This window comes from Xenorhabdus thuongxuanensis (assembly GCF_001908095.1).
Lineage (GTDB): Bacteria > Pseudomonadota > Gammaproteobacteria > Enterobacterales > Enterobacteriaceae > Xenorhabdus > Xenorhabdus thuongxuanensis.
Genome location: NZ_MKGR01000013.1, coordinates 77,534 through 100,241 on the forward strand (window position 1 = coordinate 77,534; position 22,708 = coordinate 100,241).

General features: G+C 35.4%; 11 protein-coding genes and 2 pseudogenes. 8 read left to right on the forward strand and 5 right to left on the reverse strand.

All coding sequences use genetic code 11. The annotated features are described in order from the left end of the window. Nucleotides 1-123: 123 nt before the first annotated feature. The 4 genes from Xentx_RS10505 to trmB form a co-directional block, all read right to left on the reverse strand. A complete protein-coding gene (locus Xentx_RS10505) occupies nt 124-861 on the reverse strand; it encodes a DUF2884 family protein (RefSeq protein ID WP_074020195.1) in 738 nt (245 codons plus the stop codon). Nucleotides 862-898: 37 nt separating this feature from the next. Then, nucleotides 899-1,825 carry a glutaminase B gene (gene glsB / locus Xentx_RS10510; protein ID WP_139292480.1) on the reverse strand — a complete coding sequence of 309 codons (927 nt, stop codon included), beginning with the start codon at nt 1,823-1,825 and terminating at the stop codon, nt 899-901. A 91-nt stretch (nt 1,826-1,916) separates the two neighbouring features. After that, on the reverse strand, nt 1,917-2,243 hold the full coding sequence (locus tag Xentx_RS10515; protein ID WP_074020197.1) for a YggL family protein: 327 nt from the start codon (nt 2,241-2,243) through the stop codon (nt 1,917-1,919). After that, nucleotides 2,243-2,962, reverse strand: a complete 720-nt coding sequence (gene trmB, locus Xentx_RS10520) for a tRNA (guanosine(46)-N7)-methyltransferase TrmB (RefSeq protein ID WP_074020198.1) — start codon at nt 2,960-2,962, stop codon at nt 2,243-2,245. The genes Xentx_RS10515 and trmB overlap by 1 nt, the downstream gene beginning before the upstream one ends. 798 nt (nt 2,963-3,760) lie before the next feature. On the opposite strand from trmB, the pseudogene Xentx_RS20105 reads away from it, so the two are divergent. After that, nucleotides 3,761-3,916, forward strand: a pseudogene (locus Xentx_RS20105) (GNAT family N-acetyltransferase); the annotation flags it as partial. Nucleotides 3,917-4,135: 219 nt separating this feature from the next. Here Xentx_RS20105 and Xentx_RS10530 read toward each other — a convergent pair. Next, a pseudogene (locus Xentx_RS10530) lies at nt 4,136-4,300 on the reverse strand (IS1 family transposase); the annotation flags it as partial. 290 nt (nt 4,301-4,590) lie between these two features. Between Xentx_RS10530 and Xentx_RS10535 the strand changes: the two are divergent. The 7 genes from Xentx_RS10535 (at nt 4,591) to Xentx_RS10565 (ending at nt 22,562) form a co-directional block, all read left to right on the forward strand. Beyond that, on the forward strand, nt 4,591-7,680 hold the full coding sequence (locus Xentx_RS10535) for a non-ribosomal peptide synthetase (RefSeq protein ID WP_074020199.1): 3,090 nt from the start codon (nt 4,591-4,593) through the stop codon (nt 7,678-7,680). A 56-nt stretch (nt 7,681-7,736) separates the two neighbouring features. Next, a complete protein-coding gene (locus Xentx_RS10540; protein WP_074020200.1) occupies nt 7,737-9,527 on the forward strand; it encodes a non-ribosomal peptide synthetase in 1,791 nt (596 codons plus the stop codon). Nucleotides 9,528-9,558: 31 nt separating this feature from the next. After that, a complete protein-coding gene (locus Xentx_RS10545) occupies nt 9,559-15,048 on the forward strand; it encodes a type I polyketide synthase (protein ID WP_244149852.1) in 5,490 nt (1,829 codons plus the stop codon). A gap of 80 nt (nt 15,049-15,128) precedes the next feature. Continuing rightward, nucleotides 15,129-19,202, forward strand: a complete 4,074-nt coding sequence (locus Xentx_RS10550; protein ID WP_074020201.1) for a non-ribosomal peptide synthetase — start codon at nt 15,129-15,131, stop codon at nt 19,200-19,202. Then, complete coding sequence (locus Xentx_RS10555; RefSeq protein WP_074020202.1) at nt 19,199-20,785, forward strand: DHA2 family efflux MFS transporter permease subunit; 1,587 nt, start codon at nt 19,199-19,201, stop codon at nt 20,783-20,785. Before Xentx_RS10550 ends, Xentx_RS10555 begins: the two co-directional genes overlap by 4 nt. Next, the gene (locus tag Xentx_RS10560) at nt 20,785-21,414 is read left to right on the forward strand and encodes a hypothetical protein (RefSeq protein WP_074020203.1); all 630 of its coding nucleotides are present in this window, start codon (nt 20,785-20,787) and stop codon (nt 21,412-21,414) included. Before Xentx_RS10555 ends, Xentx_RS10560 begins: the two co-directional genes overlap by 1 nt. Before the next feature lie 140 nt (nt 21,415-21,554). Further along, nucleotides 21,555-22,562, forward strand: a complete 1,008-nt coding sequence (locus Xentx_RS10565) for an HlyD family secretion protein (protein WP_074020204.1) — start codon at nt 21,555-21,557, stop codon at nt 22,560-22,562. Nucleotides 22,563-22,708 lie beyond the last annotated feature (146 nt).

A 22,708-nucleotide genomic window follows, 5' to 3' on the forward strand; every position in this document is an offset into this window, starting at 1 on the left:
CACCTAAATTAAGTCTATTAATAAGAGGTGACTTGCATTCTAGGTAGCAACATTAATATGTCAACAAAACAAGAATCAATTTCATATTGATTCTTGTTTACTTTAAGGGTGAGCAGTCTATTTTTACTTAATAGCATTCATAAGACTAATGCGCTGTTGTTCTAATTGACTAGCTTTGCTACATACTTCCACTTTTAAACGCTTTAATTCTTGTTCCTGCTTTTTCCATTCTGCATCAAAACCATTTTGCATGCCGCCTAACCCACCGAGAAGAGACATTATCATTTGTTTGCCGTCACCATTTTGGTCACTATTTTTACGGCTCATTTCGTTAATGCTATCTTGCAAAATACCACCAAGACTCTGTTCAATGAGTTTCCGGCCTTCAGGTTCTACCTGTTTGACTACCTGGGCATTAAAGGCAAAACCATTAGCACGGGTTTCAATCACTCTATCAATCTGTTTAATGAGGCCAGATTCCAATTGAGATAAACGGTTACGGATATTACTTTCCTTACCCATTGTTTCGACCACCACTTTATCCAGTGACTGGCGCGCATTCGTCAAATGACTTAGTGCTTCTTTCTTAACCCAAGGTAAATCCTGACGGAGCGTCTGTTGATATTGCTGGGCTTTGCTACGTTGTTCTGTATTTAGCGATAACGCCTTACCATTTCTGGTTATGGAGCCATCAGGCAATATTTTTAGGTTTCCACTCGCCCCTGTGATCTGAACAGAATTTGGTGTGACAATAATGTCATCATTAAGCGTCGCCTGACATTCAGAATTCGCCTGTGCCTGGGTGACAATGAATTGAGATACAAATAATAGTGATGCAGCAATCGTGATCCTGCGTAACATACATTCTCCTGATTTTTAAGGTTAAAACACTGACAGGTTAAAAGATAGAGCGTCCAATACGCCCAGCTAATTTCTCCAGTGCTGCACAACCTGCCAATGAGTTGCCGGATTTATCCAGTTCAGGCGACCATACCGCAACAGTGAATTCTCCCGGAACGACACAAATAATGCCACCACCAACACCCGATTTCCCTGGCATACCGATCCTGAAAGCAAACTCGCCAGAACCATCGTACATACCACATGTCAACATCAGCGCATTAATCTGGCGAGTTTGTCGAAGGCTCAAAATTTGTTGGCCGGAATCCATCATTCGTCCTTGGTTGGCTAAATATATAAAACATTGAGCTAATTCAACACAATTCATTTTCAAGGCGCAGTATTGGAAATATGTTTGCAGAACGGTGATAACATCATTCTCAAAATTACCGAATGATTTCATCAAGTAAGCTATCGCGGCATTGCGGCTGGAATGCTCCATTTCTGAACGGGCAACGATATCATCATAAGAAACATTTTTTTGTCCTGTGAGGCTACGGACAAACTCCAGCATTCGATGTTTAGGTGCACTCAAGCGAGATTGCAGCATATCGCAAATAATCAATGCTCCCGCATTAATAAAAGGGTTGCGGGGAATTCCCTTTTCCAACTCCAACTGTACCAATGAGTTAAACGGCTGTCCCGAAGGTTCCGTACCCACCCGTTGCCAGATATCCTCTTCCTTATAACGTGTCATCGCTAATGTTAAGCTCAACACTTTAGAAATGGATTGGATGGAGAAGCGTTTTTCTGCATCTCCCGCTTTAAAAACTTGCCCATCTACCGTACAAATGGCCATTGCCAAATTATTTGCCGGAACTTCTGCCAGAGCAGGAATATAATCAGCTACTTTTCCTTGACCAATCAAAGGGCGCACTTCTTCTAAGATATCTGCCAACAACGAATTAGATAACCTTACCTTCACCACTTTTTCTCCAGACAAACAGGGGCTCCTAAAGAGCCCCTGTATACAGCGCTATTTTTACGTAATACGCTTTTTCTTATGCAACAGCGAATCAATCCCACCATACATCAAACAGTTCTGATGTGATAACGTCTTCCATGCCGCGATCTTTCAGCCAATTCTCAACCAATTGACGATGTTCTTCCGTACATTTGCCGATTTTTTGCAGGCAGACAATGCCTTCCCATTGCAAATAACCGCTGGCATCCAGAGCAAGGCCATTTGGCTCGATCAGTTCTTCAATCAAGGCATCAACTGTGCTATCGACAACCTCAACGGATGTATCAGCCGGAAAATTCCACTTTACTGAAAAACCCAACTCCTGAAACTCATCAATACGCAATTTTTTACGCAGACGACGACTACGGTTTTTAGCCATTATTTTACCCTCTCAAACATTAGATCCCATACACCATGACCCAACCGCTGACCACGCGTCTCAAATTTTGTGACCGGGCGCGACTCAGGACGTGGCACATAATCACCGTTTTCCGATAAGTTGTGATACCCTTCTGCTGTGCTCATCACCTCCAGCATATGCTCTGCATATGGCTGCCAGTCAGTCGCCATATGGAAGACACCACCGATTTTCAGTTTACTTTTAATTAATTGGGCGAATTCAGGCTGCACAATTCTACGCTTGTTATGGCGCGCTTTATGCCACGGGTCAGGGAAGAAAAGTTGAACCATTGCCAGGCTCTGCTCTGGGATCATATTGTTCAATACTTCGATAGCATCATGGCACATCACTCGCAGGTTACTAAGATTTTCATCTTCTGCGGATGCCAAACAAGCCCCAACTCCCGGCGCATGAACTTCGATTCCCAAAAAGTTTCTCTCTGGATTTTCGCTTGCCATTGTGACCAATGATGCGCCCATACCAAAACCGATTTCCAACACTACAGGTGCTTCACGGCCAAAAATCTCTTCCATATTGGACAATTCTGTCTGATAGTCCACTCCCATCTTTGGCCACACATTATCAAGTGCTTGTTGCTGGCGACTCGTTAACCGCCCCTGCCGACGCACAAAACTGCGGACACGGCGCAACGCCCTGCCATTTTCATCATATTCCGGTGAAATTACATTATTTATCATGGTACTTTTTGTCAGTTTCTAAAGGCATTTTTTTCAGGCGTCTGGGACTTTATGTACCGCAGGATTGCCCAAAGAGAGCGCAATTATGCAAAGATGGCTGAGTTTATCAAGTTCAGTGTCCATAAACACATGCGTAATGCATAGAACTAATTATTTAACTAATTGATATTAAATATAAATATTTATACTGTTTTAATTCTACACAAACTCCTATACAACTTACTTTGTGCTAAGACGTTCCACCAATATTATTATTCTATTGGTATTTTTTCGACCTGTGATCCGGCGCTTCCACAATCAAAATCAGGTCAGTACGCTAACCGCTCCAACTCTATGAAGCGGTACAGCGTATTGTATCAGGAGTTATTGAGAATAATAGTAATGACTGTTTCTACGAGTGAGAAGATATCCGACCATTGTGTGTTGGTACCGCTGGCTGAATTATATCGGTAACCTATTTTTAACCTGAACTCTGGATAAGGAATTCAGATAACTACATAATGATAATAGCCCTAAAATGGAAGGTGCGATCCTGATGAAATGGGTATGGCTAAGCAAGATAGGGAAATTGGGCTTGTGGTTGGCGTTTCACTAGAAGTGGATCCTAAATAAATATCAAAAGTGAATCTTATACAGTACCAGATTGGTAGGTAGCATAGCGCCATTGTCTCAAATATCTCGATTTTTAAAATAATATATGATGAATAACAATGCGTTGCCAGTTACTGTTGAATTTATTTCACCTGAACACTATCCACAATGGTTAGTTTATTGGCTGCAATATCAAGAATTTTATAAGGCAAAAGTTTAATTGAATCTGTACAAGCGCAGGCTCAGCAACAAGCGTGTGGGCGTTTATATTGGCACACACAAGAAACTAATTTACGTGGTCAACGTTTATATAATTGGGTGGCTGAAAAGCCTGGTGTAATTGAGTATAGAATGCCGTTGTAAAAACGGTCATGTGTACCAACTAAGACTCGATCTGACACTATTAATGATCTGAGCAAAACCTAATCAGATAGTTGGCTTTGTGCCAAAAGCTGTTGTCTCTTTTAGATAACACTTCCATATATGATCATATAATTTAAAATAAAAAAGGAGAAATAGATAATGAGTGTTGTAACTGAAATTCCAGCAGCCATCAAAGAAAAAGCCATCTCCCACTTCCAACAACGTCTTGCGAGTCAGTCTTGCTAAGTGTTGACGAAGATTCAGATTATGTCTCTCTATGCGTTGTGCATAACGCTTACTGACCACATTCAGTTTCCCTGTCAGGGTTTTTTCATAGCTTCTCCAGCCATCGGTCATATAGATCATAATGTTGAAGGGAGCCAGTCATCCATTTCGCAACAGACAATCTGCATTTTTAGTGTGGCATAGATTGCCTCCAGATTAATAATGCAAATTTTTCGTAGAAAGTGAGGGTAGATGATGTTTTGTTGAGATTATATTTATCTGGTGTGTTTATAATATAGTTGTATATCTTTATAGTATGTTTTTGTTATGGTCTGGAATAATTATATACAAAGTGTGAAATATAATCATATAAATATGTGATGTTAATTTATTAATGATTTCCCCCTTCCTATTAAGGTATTTTTTATATCTTTGATGGTAAAAAAAATATGGAAAAGAAACTTGTATTTGAAATTATTTCAGATAAAGCCTCTGAAGATCCTGAAAAGGTTGCCGTTAGTTTTTGTGATAACACGCTGAGCTATCGTCAATTGGAACATCAATCGAATTTATTAGCAAGTTATTTAGTGTCAAATTACCCAATGTACGGTAAAGGAAGCATAGCGATTTATATTGACCCTAGTTTAATGTTGCCAGTCGTTTTATTGGCCGTTTTAAAATCCGGTTGTTCGTATGTTCCTATTTCTTATTTTTATCCAATAGAAAGGATTGTGAAAATTTTAGATGACTCTTCTGTTTTTTTGTTACTCTCTACACGCTCTATTATAAATAAAACAGGTATAGACAAATGGTTTCACTTAACGCTTGCTTTAGAAGATATTGATTTATCAGCTCAAAGAAATCCAGTAAATTTACCTGCTGTATTTAATCATGATTTAGCTTATATTTTATATACATCGGGTTCTACAGGAATACCTAAAGGTGTTGCTATAGAACATAACAATTTGAGTTATTATTTAAATTGGTTTAATCAAGAATTGTGGTCTCAAACCCAAGCATTATTACCATTAACGTCTTCAATCTGTTTTGCAGCAGCAGTAGCACAATTGTATGCTCCATTATTACGTGGAGACACTTTGTATATTATGCCAACTGGAAGTTTGTATGAGCCTGAAATTTTATTTAACTGGTATCAAAAGCATTCAAATGGTGCAATTTATTGTGTTCCTACTATTTGGAATGAGCTTCTGAATTATACAAATAGAACTGAGGATTCATTCGGTTTTCCTAAAGTTGTTTTTCTCTCTGGTGAACCTGTTTCGGAAGATTTAAAAGAACGTACTTTTCAGCAGATCCCTGATGTAAGAGTTTTTAATCTCTATGGACCTACAGAAACAACTGCTAATGGGATATTTACAGAGCTAATAAAAGACAAGCCTGTTACGTTGGGAAAAGCTTTGCGTGGTAGTGAGGCTATTATTATAAATGATAAATTACAGCCAATTCCTGCTGGGCAGAGTGGTGAAATTTGCATTATTGGTGAAGGTGTTGCACGAGGTTATGTCAATCTTGATCTTCTCACTAAACAGAAATTTTTCGATTTTGCTACAAAGAATGGTTTTAGGAGAGGATATCGCACTGGAGACTTGGGAAAAGTTAATTCCCAAGGTGAATTTATTTATTTAGGGCGTCTTGATCGTCAAATGAAAATTAATGGCGTAAGGATTGAACCGGATGAGATAGAGAAAGCTCTACGTCAGTTTCCTAATATTAATAATGTATTGGTACGTTTAGTTAGTGAAAAAGCGGGTCGGGAATATTTAATTGCATATATTACCTGTCAAGAAAAAAATATATTAATCAACAGAGTTAGATTGTTCTTAAAAAATAAATTACCAGAGGTGATGATTCCATCCCATTATATATTAATTGATAGTTTTCCTAAATTACCAAATGGAAAATTAGATATAAAACGATTACCGTTACCTAGTCCAATTAGACCTGCTGAATTGGAGTATCCTTTTGTTAAAGCTGTGAGTAACTTAGAGCAAGACCTAATAGATATTTGGCAGGATGTATTGGGATTTCGCGAGTTAGGTATTCATGATAATTTTTTTGATTTAGGTGGAAATTCTTTACAAGCAATTGAAGCAAGGAAAATAATTAGAAACAAATTATTTTATGATGTTGATTTTTATATTATTTTTAACAATCCAACTCCTTATTTATTATCTTCCATTATTTCTTCAAATATGAGTAATGGCATTGATGGTTTTAATGAAACTAAAATAGATGGAGATGATGATTATTTATTATCTTATGAGCAAAATTATTTTTTACTACTAGATCAAATCAGCCCAAATCCTGCATCTTACCATATTAAATTTTATCTAATTATCAATGGGGAATTAAATGAATCAGCAATAAAATGGAGTCTCAATCGCATTCTTGAATATAACCCAGTACTACGAAGTGTTTTTGATCTTGATAAATTTTCTCGTGTTGAAGAGAGATATTTTTTAGAGGATATGCCAATATTTCAACTAGTTAACACTAACTCTATACCTTTGACTGACGAAATAGACATTAATAATCTTCTGGATTTAGTTGATTTTCCAAAGATAGATTTAGAAAAAACTTTACCTATTTCTTTTAAATTACTCTCTTTGAAAAAACAAAAGCATATATTATTAGTTAGAGTTCATCATGTGGTTTTTGATCATGACTCTATTAAATTGTTTTTTAGCCAATTTATTAACTATATGCGAGCATATATAGCTGGAGATTTTTATTATAAATTAGATAATGGAATGCAATATCAGGGATATTGTAAATGGCAAAAAAACATAAAACCTATGTATTATCAGAAAGAGCGAAAATTTTGGATGAATACTATGGAAGGTTACTTACTTGCTGGTGCAAACGCACCTGACTATAGAAACAATAAAGAAATAAAAAGTAATAATTATTGGTTTTCAATATCAGAAAAATTAACTTTGGCTCTAAAGAGATTTGCAAAAAAACAACAAATCACTATTTTTGTTTGCATGTTAACGGCATTTAATAAGTTACTTAAATTTACTAATCGTTATAAGAATAGTTCTATCGGTATTCCAATATCTAATCGGATGCAGTATGAAGATAATTTATTATTAGGTTGTTTTATTAATATGGTTACTTATTATGATGTTATAAATGATCACGATAATTTTAAAACTATGTTGTTACGGTGCCAACATAAAATGTACTCTATCTTGGATAACCAAATATTTCCCTATTATGAATTAGTTAATGAAATGCATTCTAAAGGATGGAATGAGAAGTTACGTTTTCCTGTCTGTTTTAACTATTTATCATCAATGCCTGAAAAAGTAGAATTAGACAATTGCGAATACAAAATCGATTATATTATAAATCAGCAAGCTAGGTTCGATCTGACACTTTCTGTAAATGAGGGTGAGGGGAAGTCTTTTTTACTTTGCTTTAACTATCTTGAGAATGAGTTTAACTTAAATGAAATAAAAGAATTAGCTGAACAATATTATTCTTTATTATCGGAGATGATAATAATTGAATGAGCAATAGTTTTTTATAAATCATTGAATTTAACAATTAATGTATATAGGAAATGAACATGTCATTTGAGAAAACTATTCATTATAAGGTCCTACAGCAAGCAAATGAGACCCCAGATTCAATTGCACTCAGATATGATAAAGAAACAATAACTTACCAACAATTAGAACAACGATCAAATGCCTTAGCTGATTATTTAATTAAACATGGTATAAGACCAGGTGATATTGTTGGTGTTTATATCAATAAAGGTATTGATTTAGTTATAAGTTTGTTAGGGATATTAAAAACGGGAGGATGTTACTTACCATTAGATCCATATTATCCTTATGAACGGATAATATTCATTATTAACCACTCTAAAACAGAAATTATTATTACAGATAATGATGAAATATCAATATCCCTTCAATGTGATTGCAATTTTATTAATATTAATAAACTAGACTTAAGATTTAATAATAATCAGGTAATACTTCCCAATGTGAATGGTGATAATCTGTGTTATGTCATGTACACATCTGGATCAACTGGGGTACCTAAAGGTGTGATGGTAAGTCACCGAACGGTCATTAATTATTTGGATTGGATGCAAAATGAGTTTAATTTAAAGCATGATGATATAGTGCTTAATCAATCTACTTTTAGTTTTGATGTTTCCGTTTGGGAAATTTTCTGGCCACTGATGATTGGTGCAAGCTGTGCATTAATTACGGAAGAGGTAAAATTCGAACCATTACTAATGGCAAAATTTATTATTCGACACAATGTGACAATAGCTCAGTTTGTACCAACAGCGCTAAGAACGATTGTTGAAGCTAATGTACTACCAAATTGCTTATCATTAAGACATCTATTTTCAGGCGGGGAAGTTCTTGATCAATCCTTAGTGAATGAATTAACTAAACAATTTAAGGGACAGATCCATAATTTGTATGGGCCAACTGAAGCAACAATTTTTGCTTGTCACTGGTATTGTCAAGCAGGTGAAGAAGAAAAAACAGTACCGATAGGTAAAGCTATTTCGCATGCACGTACCTATGTCTTGGATGAGTATCTTCAACCCGTCCCAGTTGGTGAATGTGGTGAACTTTATTTAGCTGGAGATATTCTTGCCAAAGGATATCTCTATGAAGAATCATTAACGCAAAAATACTTTATTAAAGATCCTTTTTCCTGCGATAATAACCAAAAAATGTATCGAACGGGAGATTTAGTAAGACAAGGTCATAATAACATATTGGAATTTATAGGTAGAATCGATAATCAGATAAAAATACGAGGACACCGTATTGAATTGGAAGAAATAGAAAGACATCTTTTAGCACTTCCATATATTATTCATGCTACAGTGATTCTTGAACATTACTCAAAAAATAAAACCCCATTATTATCTGCATATTATGTATTGCATCATAATAAACAATCAATTAATGCTCAGGATATAAAAAAACACCTTTTGAAATCATTACCTTATTTTATGTTGCCTTCTTGTTTTACTAAGTTGGAGGAAATACCAACTCATCCTAATGGAAAAATAGATAAATCAAATGTTAGTTTATATGTAAGTGAAAGCAATAGATATTTTGTTGATGAAATCTCATCTTTAGATACAGATGTTGAAGGGATAATAATTTCAATCTGGGAACTGGTTTTGGACAAAAAAAACTTTTCTATACAGGATAATTTTTTTGATATTGGTGGAAACTCTTTACTTATGTCAAAGGTTTATAGAAAAATCAAGAAAAAAATTCCCGTCCCAATTTCAATAATGGATTTATTTCAATATCCATCAATAGAAATGCTGAGCAGGCATATTTTTGAAAAATATAAAAATATTCTGAAATAGAATAGATAACCTCTACACATGGTGACATAAAATGATAAAACAACAAATGAATTTACGCGAAAAAGATATTGCTATTATAGGAGTCTCAGCCCGTTTTCCTGGAGCTGAGGATGCTAATACATTTTGGAAGAATCTATTAGAGGGTATAGAAAGTATTAGCTCATTTAGTGATGATGAACTAAGGGAATCAGGAATAGGAGAAGAAGTATTAGCCTCATCAAATTATATACGCCGTCGTGGTATTTTAGGTAATGCTCTAAATTTTGATGCCAATTTTTTTGATATTACTCCAAGGGATGCCGAAATTATGGATCCGCAACATAGGGTCTTTTTAGAATGCTGTTGGCATGCATTTGAAGATGCAGGTTATGTTCCTGACTCTTATGCAGGCAAGGTAGGAGTATTTGGTGGTACTGGTACTGCATGGCATCTAAATACAGTAAACTCACATCCTGATGTGCTGAAATATACCAGTGGTGCTTCAATCGTTACTAATAATGATAAAGATTATGTCACAACGCGAGTTTCATACAAATTGAATCTGAAAGGGCCAAGTATTAATGTCCAAACTGCTTGTTCTACATCTATGGTTGCTGTGGTGATGGGCATTAATAGTTTGTTGAATAGAGAAAGTGATCTGGTCATTGCAGGAGGAGTCTCTATCGATATACCGGAACGTAGGGGTTATCACTATATGCAGGGGGGAATGGAGTCTGCTGATGGTCGCTGCTATTCATTTGATTCTCGAGCAAATGGTACGGTATTTAGTCGCGGTGCGGGTGTAGTTATGCTGAAGCGGCTACAAGATGCAGTAAAAGATGGTGATCATATTTATGCAGTATTGAAAGGAGGTGCAATTAATAACGATGGAAATACGAAAGTCGGCTATACCGCACCAAGTATTGAAGGGCAAATTGCAGTTGCTAAACAAGCTATTATTAAATCACAAATAGATCCAATAACAATCAATTTCGTGGAAGCTCATGGCACGGCAACGACATTAGGAGATCCAATAGAGTTTACTTCTCTATGTCAAACTTTTCGTGAATTCACAGATAAAACTCAGTTTTGTCGTTTGGGATCAGTTAAGACCAATATTGGTCATACTGATGCAGCTTCTGGTATAGCCAGTTTGATTAAGGCTTCTTTTGCTTTGAAAGATAGGCTGTTACCAGCTTCATTGCACTATGTATCACCGAATCCTCATATTGATTTTGAAACCAGTCCATTCGTCATGAATACTGAGTTACATAAGCTGGAATTAACTGATACACCTCATCGTGCTTTGGTTAATTCATTTGGTGTAGGGGGAACAAATGCGTGTGTTATTCTTGAAAGTGCACCTGATATAATCCCCAGTGATCCGCATGACGGTTTGATAATGTTACCTTTTTCTGCTAAAAGTGCTGCCGCACTGGAAATAATGAAACAGAGAATGTGTGATTATTTGAAACATCATGAAAATATAAATTTAGCTGATGTTGCCTATACCCTGCAGGTTGGTCGTAATCACTTTTCTCACAGTACAATATTGGTAGGAAATAATCGTGATAATTTATTGAAGAAACTGGAACAATCCAGTCCAATAGTTCACTCATCAAAAAAATCGCCGAGGTCTGTGGTATTTATGTTCCCTGGGCAAGGCAATCAATATATTAATATGGCTCATGATCTATATCTTACCTATAGTGTGTTTAGAGAAATTATGGATTATTGTTGTAGATATCTGGAGCCAATTCTTGGATTGGATTTAAAATTAATTCTTTTTCAAGAAGAAAATAGTCCTGAAAAAGAACGTATCAATAATACTCAATTTACACAACCTGCATTATTTATTGTGGAGTATTGTTTAGCTAAATTATGGATTTCTTGGGGCATCAAACCTGATGTAATGATTGGTCACAGTGTTGGCGAATATGTTGCCGCTTGTATTTCTGGAGTATTTTCTCTGGAAAATGCCTTAAAGGCAGTAGCGTTAAGGGGAAAACTTGTACAAGGGTTACCAACAGGTAGTATGTTGGCAGTATTGATGGATGAACAGGTATTAATTTCCCAAATACAAAGTTACAAGTTAGAAATTGCAGCAATCAATTATCCTGGTCTTTGTGTAGTGGCAGGAGCAACTAATGAAGTCATTCGTTTTCAAAAGCAATTAGAAGATAATAATATCTTTTGCAAGCAATTGGACACTTCACATGGATTCCATTCTTATATGATGGAACCAATATTACCTGCGTTCAAGGAGTTCATTGATAGCGTTGAATTACATTCACCACTAATTCCATTTATTTCGACGGTAACTGGTGAATGGATGACTGATTCATTAGCCAAAAATAGTGATTATTGGGTTAAACATGTACGAAATCCGGTATTATTTTCCCATGCTTTCAATACATTGATAACTTCAAACGAACAAAATTTTATTTTTCTTGAAGTTGGCCCAGGTAACTCCCTAAGTTCAGCAGCCAGGCAACATTTTAAATCACAGAATGAAGTATGTATTTATTCCTCTTTACCTACTGCAAAAGACGTTGTGATTACAGGGGAACATTTTCTCATGGCGTTAGGTAAGTTATGGGCTTGTGGCATGGTAGTTTCTTGGGATAGTTTTTATACTGGAAAACGGCGTTTACGTCTGCCTTTGCCTGGTTATCCTTTTGAACGAAAGGAATTTAAATTACCGGCTATTGATCAAAACCAGAATAGTTCTGGTACATATGAGGAGAAGTTAGTTAATGCCTGCAAACGGAAGAAAGCTGATATAGGTGATTGGTTTTATATTCCAAGATGGAAGCAAACTATTCCCGCTAAATTTATGAAAAATAAATTTGTTAATGATGAAACAGAATGTTGGTTACTGTTTGTTGATAAAATGGGTATTGCTGGAAATATTCAACAGTTATTGACAAGCTCAGGGCATATGGTACTGACTGTTTCTCAAGGAGATCAATACCAGAAAGATTACAACCATGGAAGCTATGTTATTTCATCAGAAACTCGCGGAGATTATATTCACCTTTTACAAGATATTAAGAAAAGAGGTTTGCGACCAACCCGTATCATTGATCTATGGAATTTATCATCAGAGATAGACAAATCACAGTTTTTAAGTTGTGTCGATTCATTATATATCAATAACTTTTTTAGCCCCCTTTACCTACAGCAAGCACTAGTGAGTGAAAATTTGTTGGAAAATCTACACTTACTTTTTGTAATAAATAATACTTTCAGTATAACGGGAGAAAAACTCTATTCACCGGAAAAAGCCTTGCTCATTGGTCCCTCAAGAGTGTTTTATCATGAATATCCACAAGTGCAATGTCATTTGGTCGATATAGAGATACTTAGTAATAAGTTACCGGAAAATATTGCCCAATATCTGATTGATGAAAGCAATATTTTAACCCATGGTAGCCTTGTGGCTTACCGAGGAGGAAATCGTTGGGAGGAGGATTATCAGGCAATTCAACTAACACAAGATAATGCAGATCAAATAATTACATTGAAAGATAATGGTGTATATCTTATCACAGGAGGGGTCGGGGGATTGGGGGCATTAGTCGCAGGTTATTTGTCTGAAATTAGCAATGCTACTTTGATTCTCACTTATTTAACTGACTTACCTAAAAGAAATGAATGGCAATCCTGGTTGCAATCGCATCCAATTGACGATGTTACAAGCAGAAAAATTGCGACGATCATGTCTTTAGAATATAGAGGTAATCAAGTGCATCTTGCACAAGTTGATATCTGTGATTATAACGGTATGTACGATTTATTATCACAATTCCCACAAATTGATGGTGTATTTCATTCAGCAGGTATTGCTGGAGGTGGAATTATCCCATTGAAAGATAAAATGGATTGTATCCGTGTGTTAAATCCTAAAGTGATGGGTAGCTTAATTTTGCATGAACTTCTAAAGGATAAGCAACCTGATTTCTTCATTATGTTTTCTTCAATCACTTCTATAGTCGGTGATACTGCTCGTATCGACTATTGCTCTGGTAATGCGTTTATGGATGCCTTTGCTCATTATCGTAATCAATATTGTGGAGGTCGTACAGTTTCTATTAACTGGGGGCAATGGGGTGATGTAGGAATGGCGGTGAATTGGCGTAATCAGAAAAAAGATCGTAAAAATACAATGCAAGAAGAAGTAACCCGAGGATTACTGACATTTGTGAGACGTGAAGGATTACAAGAAATTTATAGAGTTAATCTTGCAGTACAGGATTGGGTAATTAACGAGCATAGATTAGTCCAGCAGCCTACATTGGTAGGAACAACTATTTTATCCTTATTATATGATTGGATAGTCCATTTCAAATCGAGCGAAAGTTTACAAATCAAAAATTTATTTCTAACTCAACCAATTATATATCATTATGGTTGGCCTAGGTTAGTGAAGATTTTTATTATATTTGAAAGTAATAGCTATAAATTTAGTCTTAAAAGCCGTGGTATATTAGATGTGCAGTGGCAAGAACATGCGTTTGGCACAATTGGTTTTAGTGATAATGTTTCTGATAAGGTAGTAGACCTCTTTGATTCTATACACACTCGTTTTACAATAAAAACTCCATTCATTTCATTAATAACCCATTTAGATACGAGCAGGCTCCTTTCGTTAAGCAATCGTTGGGATAATCACCAGGAAATATTTCAGGGAAATAATGAATGGTTAATAAAAATAGCACTAGATCCTATATACTCGAATGATTTTAAACGCTATAAATATCATCCAGCTATCATTGATGCTGCATCTATTTGCTGTATCGCCAACATAACTAAGGATTATTTCTTACCTATTAGCTACGGTAATATAATTTTCTACTCTCCATTAAGTTCTGAATGTTATGCTCACGTTAAATTAAATGGAGAGTATAAACCTAGAGATACTTCCGTTAGTATGGATATTACTTTCTTTTCAACAGAAGGTGAACTGTTGTTGAAGTTAGAAAAATATACTCTTATCAAATTATTTCCAAATAATTCGTTAGTAGAATCCAGCCATATGTTGGCCAATAAAGAAGAGCCTTTATCAGTAAAAGTTGACACGACAGATAAAGATATCCTTTTTTATGAAGGAGTTGATGCGTTAAAACGCCAATTTTCACATCTGGAATTTGAACAGTTGGTTGTGGTAACCAGTGATCTTCATCAGCTGATTGATGAATCAATTCCGAAATATAACGATAATATTATTGAAACTGCGAGTGAGATAGAAAGAAGTATACACACCAGGCCTGTGTTATCAGTGGACTACGTGGAGCCAGAAAATGATATTGAAAGAGAAATTGTTAAGATTTGGCAATCCATTCTCGGTATTTCTGGAGTTGGTATAGATGATAATTTTACCGAGCTTGGTGGTAATTCGCTATTAGCGGTACAAATTATATCGGCAGTGTCTAATGTTTTTGAAGTTGATATTCGCGTTGATTTTTTTTATAAAGATCAAACTATTAGAGGATTATCGGAATTGATAATTTCCAAATTAGAAGAATTATTAAAGGATTAAGTAGATCAGTTCAAATTACTATCAGTAAAACTGAATGGAAACCTAATAAAGATGTTTAACCAGACAGGGGTGGATAGGGGATGACTAATATTAAGCACACCGAAATAAGATCATTGAAATTAGATGAATTAAAAAAGTTAGTTAGACAAAAACGGATAAAATCCGATTCGGAATCAAGAGAAATAATTAAGAAAAATGCTGATTCATCCAGAAAGTATTTTCCTTTAACCAGTGCACAAAAAAACATTTGGATGCTTAACCAATATCTTGATGATAAAAAAGTTTATAATGTTCCGTTAGCTATAACATGCAAATTTAAATATGAAATGGATTTACTGTTAGTGAAGCAAACTCTGACATATTTAACCCAAAAACATGATATTTTACGTACAACTTTTCAGCAAGTAGAAAAGGAAATATATCAATATGTATCTGATGATGCAGTGTTTGATCTTTGTTATGATGATATCACTGATTTGCCAGAGAGAGACAAAAAACAACAAATAGAAATAATAGCTAAAGCTGAGGGAAGTAGGTATTTTGATTTATCTTGTGGCCCTCTAGCATATTTACATATTATCAAATTTCATAGTCATGAATACGTATTCTTACTGACATTTCATCATATTATTTCTGATGGATGGACAGTTAGTCTTTTTTTAAAAGAGTTTATAGAAACGTATCTGAATATATTTAGCGGAGAAATAACACAGAGGGAAGAAGAAAATCTACAATTCTCAGATTATTCTTTGGCTGAAAATCAATGGAGTACTGAAGGGAAATATCAACAAGGGCTGGAGTACTGGGTTAAAAAACTAGGTGATGTGCAAGGCATGCTAGATATCACGACTGACCGACCTCGTCCCCTAAAAATGGATACTGCGGGAAATATAATAAGTCTATTTTTTGATGGTGATTTTTGTCAACGTTTGCAAACTTGTGCAGCACATTATAAAGCAACTCAATTCCATATTATTCTGGCAGCTTATGAGCTTTTGTTGCACAAGTATAGTAGGCAACAGGAAATTATAATTGGTATTCCTTTCGCAAATCGTAATCAATCTGTTACACAAAATATAATGGGATTGTTTATGAATACCTTACCATTATGTTTCAGGGTAGATCCAGAAATCACTTTATCTACCCTAGTTCAAATAACCCGTAAAGAGTGCGAGCAATCTACAGCTTATCAAGATATTCCATTCAATTGCATTTTAGATAAAATTTCCTACGTACGTAATCCCCAAGTTAATCCGATATTTCAAGCAATCTTGACTTACCAGATATTTCCACATTACCAAGAAACCTCTTTATTTAAGTACCAGCCACTAAAAATTGATTACGGTGTGGCAAAACTGGATTTAAATTTATGGGTAGAAAAAGAACGTGATGGTTTGTTGTTTACTATGAACTATAGTACAGCATTGTTCGATTGTGACACTGTTCAACGTATGTTAGTTGATTTACGAACCATTCTGGAATCTTTTATAGATCAACCACAGTTGATAGTACGAAAATTGTCTCTATTAAGTCACACGGAACGCTCTAATTTATTACTTGGTTGTCTCCCTAAAACTAATATCTCACCAACAGCTGTACACCGACAGTTTGAGCAGCAAGCATGCTTAATTCCTGATGCAATAGCGGTGCGCTGTGTTGGTCGTACACTCAACTATAAACAACTTAACCAGAAAGCGAACCGTTTAGCTCATTATTTATTAGAGAGCGGCTTATCTTGTGGAGAACGCGTAGCATTGTTTATGGCGAAAAGTGAATACTGTGTTGTAGCTTTGCTGGCGGTATTGAAAGCGGGGGGATGTTATGTGCCTGTTGATATTAACCTTCCACAGCAGCAGATTGATTTCGTTCTAACTAATGCATCTGTACGTTATATTTTGGTCGAAAATGAAGAACTAGTTACAAATATACCATGTATCAAAGTTAATCAAGAACTCAATAACATGCCAGAAAGTAATCCGAAGCTAGAACAACTACTGGATGAGTTCCCAGCTTATATCATTTATACCTCTGGTAGTAGTGGTAAACCTAAAGGAGTTAAAGTTAACCATTCACATTTAAGTCATTATTGCCAGGCAATTACTCCTATACTTGCTCAAAAACCTGGTGCTCGATATGGTATGTTTTCATCTTTTACCACCGACTTGGCACATACGATGTTGTTTCCTGCCTTGATTAACCAAGGGCAATTGGAAGTTATTCATTCACAGCATCTCAGTAATCCACAGGAACTGTTTGATTACCTTGCAACATTACCATTAGATTGTATGAAGATTACACCAACATATTTAGCAGTATTATTGAGAGCACCTGAAGCGAGTAAATTGATACCGAAAAATTTGTTGGTATTAGGTGGAGAAAAGGTACCTGTGTCGTTGATTCGACATGTCCGTGAACTTAATACAACTTGTTGTATAGTGAATCATTATGGACCAACTGAATGTACTGTTGGAGTAACAACATACAAGGTACCAGTTGAACTTGATAAATTACAAAATGATTATCTCCCTATAGGCACTCCACTAAAAGATAGTCATGTTCTTGTGTTAGATGCTGATCAAAAACTCGTATCAGGTAAATTGTCTGGTGAAATTTGCATTGGTGGCGCACATTTAGCGGCTGGTTACATTGACGATACAGAAGAAAATAAAGATCGTTTTATTCCACATCCTTACCTCATAGGTGAGCGCCTCTATCGTAGTGGTGATAAAGGGCGTTTATTGCCAGATGGAAACATTGAATTTTTGGGGCGTATTGATCGGCAGGTTAAAGTTCGTGGATATCGTGTTGAATTAACAGCTATAGAAGATGTGTTGAGGCAGCTACATGATGTGACTAATGCAGCCGTAGTCCAATGCCAATTGCCTACAGGAGAAACATCTCTGGTGGCTTACCTGTGTGGAATAGACGAAAGACATCAAGATATAGTGCAATCTGAGTTACAAAAAAAATTACCACATTATATGCAACCAGAACAATGGATCTGGTTAAAATCGATGCCCCTTACTGCTAGCGGAAAAATTAATTATGCAAAATTACCGCTTCCTAGTTCTGAAAATAATCTTTATATACAAGATCCAAAAAATGAAATAGAACATCGACTACATGATATTTATTGTACAGTTCTCAAATGTAGCAAGGTTGATACACAGAAGAGTTTTTTCAGTCTTGGCGGGAACTCAATTAATGCGTTACAGCTTATTATTGATATAAATAAACATATTGGTTCAACCCTATCACTAGGGCAGCTACTTGAGAACAGCAGTATTATCCAACTGGCAACTATATTAAAGCAAACTGCATCCTTGATGAATTCTCCATTAGTAATGTTTAATCAGGGAGTACCGAATAATAAACCAACTTTACTGATGATTCATCCAGCTGGGGGAAATCTCTTGTGCTACCAGCCGCTAATGAGGGAACTAGGAACTGACTATCCCACTTATGGGATACAAATAGTAAATTTTAATCAGGATGCTCCTCATAATCATAATATTAAATCACTGGCAGAATTTTATTTGGCACAGTCTGAAAATATTATCCAGCGGACAAAATTGGTGTTAGGTGGGTGGTCACTTGGAGCCACTATTGCTTTTGAAATGGCTCAACAGTTAGTTCAGAAAACGGGAGTAGCACATACGGTGTTGGTACTGGATCAACCAGCCCCTCAAGTAAATATTGACGATTCTGTGCAAATGAATAAGTACGAGAGATTGGTGAATTTTATTCGTAAAGTGGAGTTATTTCTCGGTAAGTCTTTTAATATTTCTTATTCAGAGCTAGTAAAAATGTCAGAAATACAAAGATCAGAGCTATTTTTGGCAGAATTCAAACGAGTTAATTTAGTGCCAGATAATATTAGCCATAAGGAATTTCAGTATTTCTTAGTTATTTTACATGCACATATTAATGCGACAGACCAATATCAAGGGAAAATATATCCCGGAGAAATTTTGGTAGTAGAAGCAGAAGAATCTTTGCCCGGGCGCAAGAAATTGAATGAACCAGGGTTAGGCTGGCAATATTTATCTCATAATCGTTTAAGAATCATTAGTGCAATGGGTAATCATGTTTCTATGATGCAAGAGCCTAATATCACTTATATTGCTAACCAGCTTCGGAAAGTTCTTCTATGAGAAGTGATGTTATAACCGTAGAACCAGAATGTCCTAAACTTACTTCCCGCCAATGGTGTACTGTTGTCGGTGGGTTAATTGGTGGCTTTATGGCTATTTTAGATATTCAAATTACCAACTCATCAATGAAAGTGATTCAGGGGGCATTATCTGCTAGTTTGGATGAAAGTTCGTGGTTGATGACTTCATATTTTACATCAGAGATCATTGCTATCCCTTTATGTGGTTGGCTTTGTCAGGCTTTTGGGACGGGGCGCTATGCTCTGTGGTGCATTATCGGGTTTTTAGCTACATCATTGCTTTGCTCCTCCGCGTGGAGTCTCAATTCAATGATTATTTTTCGCTCATTACAAGGATTCTGTGGTGGTGCATTGATTCCTATTTCATTTCGTTTGATTATTGAATTTTTTCCCCAAGAAAAACGCCCGTTAGGTATGTCATTGTTTAGCGTCATTAGTACTTTTGCTCCTGCTGTTGGACCTGCACTAGGAGGATGGTTGACCGAAAATTTGTCTTGGCACGCGATATTTTATATTAACGCAGTTCCTGCATTATTATCATTAGTATTAATTAATTGCTCTCTCAAATATCAAGAAATTAACTGGAATGTTATTCGAAAAGGTGATTTTATTGGTATTATTTCTATTATGTTGTGCTTAGGATCATTGATAGTTGTTTTAGAAAAAGGTAGTATATTAAACTGGTTTGAATCTGACATCATTTGTATATTGACTGCTATTTCCACGGTTGGTTTAATTGTATTTATATATAATCAATCCACTTATCGTTACCCTCTAATAAACATAAGATTGTTTAAAGATTTTTATTTTTCATTTTCCCTTGTTATTTTTTTTATATTTGGATTGGCAATTTATGGTACATTGTTTTTAGTATCATACTATTTAACTAGGATATATGACTATAACGCATCCCAAATTGGTGGTGTAGTGGTTTTGATGGGATTACCACAATTAATTGTTTTACCATTTATTCCTTTTTTAGTTCAACGATTCAATCCGAAATATCTTATTTGTATTGGTTTTTCTGGATTAGCGATAAGTGCTTTTATGAACAGTAGCATGGATGGAAATTTTGCTGGATCACAAATGATTTGGTCTATGCTGATACGTGCACTAGGGCAACCATTTATCATGGTTCCACTTTCTTTGTTAGCAACTCGTCATATACAGCAAAGAGACAGTGCTTCCTCTGCGGTCTTAATAAATATTTTTCGTAGTTTGGGTGGTTCATGTGGTACTGCTATGTTGACCACTTTTTTTATTTCGCGTTTCAACATTCATATTTATGATATTAAAACATCTTTACTATCTAGTGACAGTGTATTTATTTATTATCTTAGCAGTGTCAAAAATCTGATGGTTCTTCATGGATTACAAACTAATTCTCAGAATGTTAAACATACGGCTATTGCTATATTGGGGCAGAAGATGACACAACAAGCCCAAATTATGGCATTCAATGATTTGTTTTTGATCATGGGAGGAATAATGCTGATTACAGTTTTTTGGGTATTATTTTCCACCTATGATTTCAAATTATATTTGATTAAGAAGGAATCATAATGAATCAACAAAAACCAATGACTATTTGGCATTACTTATTATCACGTGATGCGATAATGACTATTATTATTCCTATTGTTCTTTACAATATCATGTTTTGGATAATGGGAGTTGGTACTGCTGTACTTACAGTTGCCTTTTATTCTGGGGGGGTACAGTTGGTTAGTCGGCAGAGAAGTTCTTTAGCCATTGCTGTTTTTATAATGGTATCAGGGAGTAGCCACTACCTTTACCTTCATGGATATACTTTGTTTAACATTAGTAAAGAAAATGTTTTTTTATCTGTTAGTGGTGCTCTTTCTGTAGTAGTAGTATTTAGCTTTTATTCTTTAATGGGACAGCCAATCATACGGACAATAGCTGAAAAAGCTATGCCAAGATTGAAGAGTATTCCTGCTTATGGCACAACATTGTATACCAGAGTCTGGCATGAAGTTACAATAGGTTGGATTTTGATCTTTTTATTGAAAGCCATGGGAATCTATATTCTTTCTCGTCAAAGCAGTGTACCTATTGATGTAATTATTTTTATTAGTGGCTGGCCATTAACATTTTTGATGATATTGTTTAGTTTTCATTGGCCAAAATATCGTTGGAAATCCAATAAGCATAGTAATCACATCAAGTAATATATTAAAAGTTTTTTGATGAGTCTGATCTATTATCAAACTATGTTTAATCTTAGATTATAAAGGTTAATTTTAATAAATATTAATTTTTCTATAATCCATAGATAATGTAAAGGAAAACAATTGCATTGGAAGTGATCATGATGAAAAGCATTAGAATAATTATCATTATTTTTATTTTACTCCTATTATCAGCTTTTTATTTTTATTGGTATTTTTATTGGCGTTTTTTTCAAACCACAAATAATGCTTATGTGCAAGCTAATATTACAAATATTAATTCCCGTTTAAGTTCCATGGTATTGGAATCTAATATTCAAGATAACCATAAAGTGAAAAAAGGAGATTTTTTGGTACAATTAGATAAGAGTGAATTTGTGCTAAATAAACAAAAAGCTATGGCAAAATTGGAACAGGACAAAAGTACATTAATTAATGCACAGGCAAGCTACCAGATGCAAAAGGATGTAGTTGAAGAATATCGTAATAGTTTGATTTCGGCTAAAGCAAGTTTGGAATATGCTGGTCAAAAACTAGAACGTTTTCGGATTCTAAAAGAAAGACATTATGTTTCTCAAAATGATTTAGATAATGCTATTTCAAATTATAAAATCGCTATATCTAAATATCATGAATCACAGGCAAAACTAAGAACACAAATTGGCAAACTTGTTGTGCAAGAGAGTCAGATCAAACAAGCTAAAGCCAATATACAACAGGCTATGGTTTCTTTAAGCCAAGCGGAACTCATGTTGAGCTATGCACGGATAATTGCACCCAGCGATGGTGTGATCAGCAACCGTAGTATACAAGTTGGTACGATGATACAAGCTGGGCAAGGTATTGCCAGCATTGTATCGAATCAAACACCATGGATACAAGCCAATTTTAAGGAAACGCAAATTTCACGTATGCATAAAGGCCAGCCAGTGAAAGTTTCTATTGATACTTATCCTGATAAAATTTTTTCCGCAAAGATAGACAGTATTTCACCTGCAACTGGGGCTACTTTTGCCTTACTGCCTCCAAATAATGCGACAGGAAATTTTACAAAGATAGTTCAGCGAGTATCAGTAAAGATAGTCTTTGATCTGCCTGAAGAAATTGATAGTGGATTATCTGCCACGGTAACGGTGGATACTCGTTGATAAGGTTCACTCAAATGCCGTTAAATTAACATATTAAGTACACAGGTAGGGCAAACGGGTCTAAATTAGACTGACGTAAAACCCACCGTGAGGACTTTCAGCATGTAACCATTATCCCATCCGGCTTTCTGACGCTTAGTTTTCAC

Bases quoted from the DNA above. Each gene is read 5' to 3' on its own strand.
- Xentx_RS10505 (WP_074020195.1), bottom strand. From the start codon at position 861: ATGTTACGCAGGATCACGATTGCTGCATCACTATTATTTGTATCTCAA.
- Xentx_RS10515 (WP_074020197.1), bottom strand. From the start codon at position 2,243: ATGGCTAAAAACCGTAGTCGTCGTCTGCGTAAAAAATTGCGTATTGAT.
- trmB (WP_074020198.1), bottom strand. From the start codon at position 2,962: ATGATAAATAATGTAATTTCACCGGAATATGATGAAAATGGCAGGGCG.
- Xentx_RS10535 (WP_074020199.1), top strand. From the start codon at position 4,591: ATGGAAAAGAAACTTGTATTTGAAATTATTTCAGATAAAGCCTCTGAA.
- Xentx_RS10540 (WP_074020200.1), top strand. From the start codon at position 7,737: ATGTCATTTGAGAAAACTATTCATTATAAGGTCCTACAGCAAGCAAAT.
- Xentx_RS10545 (WP_244149852.1), top strand. From the start codon at position 9,559: ATGATAAAACAACAAATGAATTTACGCGAAAAAGATATTGCTATTATA.
- Xentx_RS10550 (WP_074020201.1), top strand. From the start codon at position 15,129: ATGACTAATATTAAGCACACCGAAATAAGATCATTGAAATTAGATGAA.
- Xentx_RS10555 (WP_074020202.1), top strand. From the start codon at position 19,199: ATGAGAAGTGATGTTATAACCGTAGAACCAGAATGTCCTAAACTTACT.
- Xentx_RS10560 (WP_074020203.1), top strand. From the start codon at position 20,785: ATGAATCAACAAAAACCAATGACTATTTGGCATTACTTATTATCACGT.
- Xentx_RS10565 (WP_074020204.1), top strand. From the start codon at position 21,555: ATGATGAAAAGCATTAGAATAATTATCATTATTTTTATTTTACTCCTA.